Annotated in this window: 5 protein-coding genes and 1 pseudogene; 4 read left to right on the top strand and 2 right to left on the bottom strand. The window is 68.8% G+C overall.

What is annotated here, in order from left to right:
- Window positions 1–1,046, bottom strand: a pseudogene (locus AB0O29_RS34485) (hypothetical protein); the annotation flags it as partial.
- A 543-nt stretch (window positions 1,047–1,589) separates the two neighbouring features.
- On the opposite strand from AB0O29_RS34485, the gene AB0O29_RS34480 reads away from it, so the two are divergent.
- The 3 genes from AB0O29_RS34480 (at window position 1,590) to AB0O29_RS34470 (ending at window position 3,193) form a co-directional block, all read left to right on the top strand.
- Window positions 1,590–2,108 carry an Imm50 family immunity protein gene (locus AB0O29_RS34480; protein WP_365159957.1) on the top strand — a complete coding sequence of 173 codons (519 nt, stop codon included), beginning with the start codon at window positions 1,590–1,592 and terminating at the stop codon, window positions 2,106–2,108.
- Window positions 2,095–2,490 (top strand): Imm50 family immunity protein, encoded by a 396-nt coding sequence (locus AB0O29_RS34475; protein ID WP_365159954.1) that lies wholly within the window; start codon window positions 2,095–2,097, stop codon window positions 2,488–2,490. The genes AB0O29_RS34480 and AB0O29_RS34475 overlap by 14 nt, the downstream gene beginning before the upstream one ends.
- A 112-nt stretch (window positions 2,491–2,602) precedes the next feature.
- On the top strand, window positions 2,603–3,193 hold the full coding sequence (locus AB0O29_RS34470) for an SMI1/KNR4 family protein (protein WP_365159951.1): 591 nt from the start codon (window positions 2,603–2,605) through the stop codon (window positions 3,191–3,193).
- Between the two features lie 14 nt (window positions 3,194–3,207).
- Here AB0O29_RS34470 and AB0O29_RS34465 read toward each other — a convergent pair whose 3' ends face one another.
- Window positions 3,208–3,645: an SMI1/KNR4 family protein gene (locus tag AB0O29_RS34465; RefSeq protein WP_365159948.1), complete on the bottom strand. Its 438-nt coding sequence runs from the start codon at window positions 3,643–3,645 to the stop codon at window positions 3,208–3,210.
- Window positions 3,646–3,723: 78 nt separating this feature from the next.
- Between AB0O29_RS34465 and AB0O29_RS34460 the strand changes: the two genes are divergently transcribed.
- The coding region (locus AB0O29_RS34460) for a VOC family protein (RefSeq protein WP_365159960.1) at window positions 3,724–3,841 on the top strand (118 nt) is incomplete at its 3' end.

Raw genomic sequence — 3,841 nt, 5'->3', positions numbered from 1 at the left:
TTGCGCACCCCGTACACGCCCATGGCCGAAGCGGCGACGTCGGCCAGCTCCACCCCGGCGAACTCCTGAGTGGTCGGCACCTCCGGTGCCGCGCACGCGTCGAGTCTGCGCACGACCGTGTCGAACGGGTTCGCCGCGCGGATCTTCGTCGCCCAGTCGGCCGGCGCCACCGACGCGAGCACCTCCTTGTACCGCTGGAGGCTGGTGTGGGTGAAGGTGAGCTCCTGGAGCGGGATGAACAGGCAGCGCTCCAGCCGGGTCGGCTTCGTCGTCACGGTGTAGACCTGGACGACCTCGTAGTACTGCACCGACATGGCGTGCATGTGGTTGTAGTTGGTGACGACCCGGGTGAGGACCTGGTCCTGCTCGGCCTGCGAGGTCTCGCGCACGACCGTCATGTTCCGGCTGCGGGCCGCGGTGGCGAGCTGCTGGGTCCGCGCGCTGATCCGCTGCGTCGCCTCCTGCGCCACCGAGCGCACCCCGGTGGAGCGTGACACCGCGCTGGCGATGCCGAAGTTCGACGACTTGCTCCAGTTGCCGCCACCGCTGAACACGACGCCGAGCGAGCCGCCGATGCTGCCGCCCTCGCTGGACGACTGGCCCACCTCGAACCCCTGGGAACTGCCGTACTGCTCCTCGTGGGCGATCGCGTTCGCGACCTCGCTGATCGACCGGTTCTGGTCGGTGGAGCCGGTCAGCAACTCGTTCTCGCCGGCCGTCTCGGCGCCCGTCGCCCGGGTGGTGCGCTGCCAGTCGACGACCGCGACCCGGGTGCTCTCGCCGGGCGCGAGCGCGAGGCTGTGCAGCAGCCGGCCGAGCGTGACGCCCTGGGCCGACCAGCGCTGCTCCGTCGTGACGACCATGCCCTCGGCGGGCCGGTCGTAGAACGGCAGGTTCTCCTCGCCGAGGTCGATCGCGCCGGTCAGGGCACGCGCCGGCGTTGCTCCGGGGATGTCGGTGAGCACCACCGACTGGTACCGGACGACCTCCGTCGGGTAATTGCCCGTGGACGGGAGCAGGTCGTTCGGCGTCGCGCCGTCCAGCATCGCCCTGTCCACCTCAAACCCGGAGGGCGTGCTCGCCGCAGGGGCCGGACTCGTCGGAGCGGTGCCGGGTGTTCCAGTGCTCGGGGTGGTCATCACGATTCCTGTCTGCGGAAGGGGGATGGAGCCGCCACGGCGCCAGGCACCGACCGCGCCGGGCGCCAGGGCGAACGACGCTTTTCGGAACGCGAAACTACACAGAACGATCACCGGAAAGTCACACTTTGACGAGAATGGCCAGAACCGGCGCCCGAATCCGAGGCCGTCCGCCACCACACGCCGACGATCTACCACACACCCGAGCGGCGGGTCACCCTCGCTCGGACCATCGGCCCGTCCCACCGAGCCGGTACTGCGCGCGGGCAGGAAGAAGGTGTGCGGCCTGGTCTCTTCTCGGGCGAACCGAGCCGCTGGATGGTCGAAAGCCGCCGAGGTGCGACCGGACCGTGGACGGGCGGTATCCTCCCGGCTCAAGTGCGGTTCCTCGGGCCGAGGAGCCACCGGTCTTGCCGCGCACGAAGCGCCCGGAGCGGAGGGGTCCCACCCATGTCAGCCGACGGATGGCCGGAGTTCCTGGTCGGCTCCGAGCAGTTCACCGCGCTCTACAGCGCGCTGCCGGCTCTGGAGGGCCTGGTTCTCCGTTCGGTGCACCTCAGTCCGTACGGTCAGGGCGTGACGTTGCGGGTCGAGTTTCCCCGCTTCCCCGACCTCGCTCCGCCGGACTGGACCGAAGCCGGCTGCGACCGCTTCGAGGCCCAGATCGAGTTCTTCGCGGTCGAGGACCTTCGGATGCGGGGTGTCCCCGACAGCACCGTGGTCGACGTCGAGTTCGGTCCCCGGATCCCGACCCCGGAGCGCCGGATCAGGATCGCGGTGAGCGGTCCGGAGTTCTCGCTGGAGTTCACCGCGCACGCCCTCAAGGCGGGCCGCCTCAATGCCTATCGCTCCGGCGACGAGGGCGGCCTTTACGCGGCTCAACGATGGTTCGCGAGTCCCCTCGGCCCGCGCAGGCACCAAGGGGTGCTGCCTCCCACGACCGCGAAGGTGTTCTATGAGCGAGCGTGACTGGTCTGCCGAGCTGGTCGGCTCCGAGGAGCTCCGCGACGTCCTCGGCTCACCTCCACCACCGCTGACCGGCTACGACCTCGAATCCGTCCTCATCGACGAGCGCGAAGCGTCGGTCACCCTGAGGTTCTCCGCCTTCGGTATCCCAGCCGGTGCCGCCGACCTGTGGCGGGCCCGCGGCCACAACGCGGTCGAGTTCGTTCTGGTCTGCGTCGGCGTGAAGAACTTCCAGGTGGACGGCTGGTCCGGCTGGCCCACGACGGTCGCCCGGCTCAGCGGGCGGACCGTCGTACTCGCCGGCCGGGACAAGCACGTGTCCTTCGAGACCGAGGAAATCCGGGCTCTGCCCCCGGTCGGGAGGCTGCGGAGCCAAGCGGAATGACCCGTCCACGGCACGGTCGTCCAGGCCCAGGAGGTCAGTGCGATGTAGTTCGGTCAGTAGGGCCGCAGGCAGACGCGGCCGGACGCCGGCCTCGGGTGAGATGCTTCGGCTCATGATCGAGCCGCCCCTTATCGGCATCGCCCCGGTGATTCCGCCCGTTGCCACGTCCTGGCAGCGCATCGACACATGGTTGGCCCGGCATGCGCCCGCTCGACTCGCAGAGCTTGCTCCTCCGGCGCCGCCGGATTCCATCGACCAGCTCGAGGTCGCGTTGGGCGTAGCTCTTCCCACCGACCTACGCGCATCACTGCTGTGCCACGACGGGGATTCGTCCCATCTCGGGATCCTGCCGTGCGGCCCGCTGTATTCCACGGGTGCGATCGCTGACGTGAGACAGCGGCGCATGCGGATCTGGGAGGGCGAGGACGACCCGGACGAGCAGGAGTCTCCGTGGTGGGGAACGAAGTGGATCCCCTTCGCCGGCGGCCATGGCGATGAGCACTTCATCGACGCGGGCCCGGGCTTGTGGCTTGACCATCTCGGTCGCGCCCCGCACGCCGACCATGCCTACTTCCTCGGGTGGCCGAGCCTTGGAACCTGGCTCCACGAGGTGGCCGAGGCCATGGAACACCACGATCAGAGCGACCGGCTCGACTCCGTGGCCCATCCTTCCGTTGACGAGAACGGAGAGATCGATTGGTGAGAAGGACTGCCGCGTTACGGCTGGTACCACTCGTCACCAGCGGCCCGGAGAGAACGGTTCAGGTAGTCCTGGAGGTTGTTGGCAACCCATCGACGGCTGTCGCTCTCGTGCTCCCAGACGAAGATGTCCGGGCGCTCGGGCTTCTGCACGAAGGCGAACTGGTCGCCGCCTCCGTTGTCGCCGAAGAAGAGGAGGGCGTCAAACGCCATGTAGAGCTGGGCGAACGTCGGGTCCGACCAGAAGAGCAGGTTCCTCTCGACGATCTGATCGATGGGCCAGACGGTGTCCACGTGCGTGTGGCCGATGACCCCGTTGCTTTCGAGCAGCAGATCCCGCAGCTCCGCCGGCAGCGTCCGCCCGAGGCGCGTCTCCGCCGCGTCGAGGTCGGATGCCTGGGCCGGTTCGCTGAAGCCCGTGCCGGGAAAAACGTCTGCCGCTGCCTGTCTCCACATGCTTCGGAGCTTACGGGGTGTCCGTAACGCAGGCCTCCCGACCTGGGGAGATGAGACGGGCCCTGCTATCGTGCGCCGATGTCAACGATCAAGCAGTTCCAGGTGACCTTCGACTGCGCGGAGCCCGTGCGCCTCGCCACCTTCTGGTGCGAGGTGCTGGGGTACGTCCTGCCGGCGAAGCCCTCCGGGACCGCCG

Source organism: Streptomyces sp. NPDC089915, assembly GCF_040684675.1.
Classification (GTDB): domain Bacteria; phylum Actinomycetota; class Actinomycetes; order Streptomycetales; family Streptomycetaceae; genus Streptomyces.
Note: the sequence above shows the minus strand (reverse complement) of the source record. Positions and strands in the feature narration are given on the sequence as shown.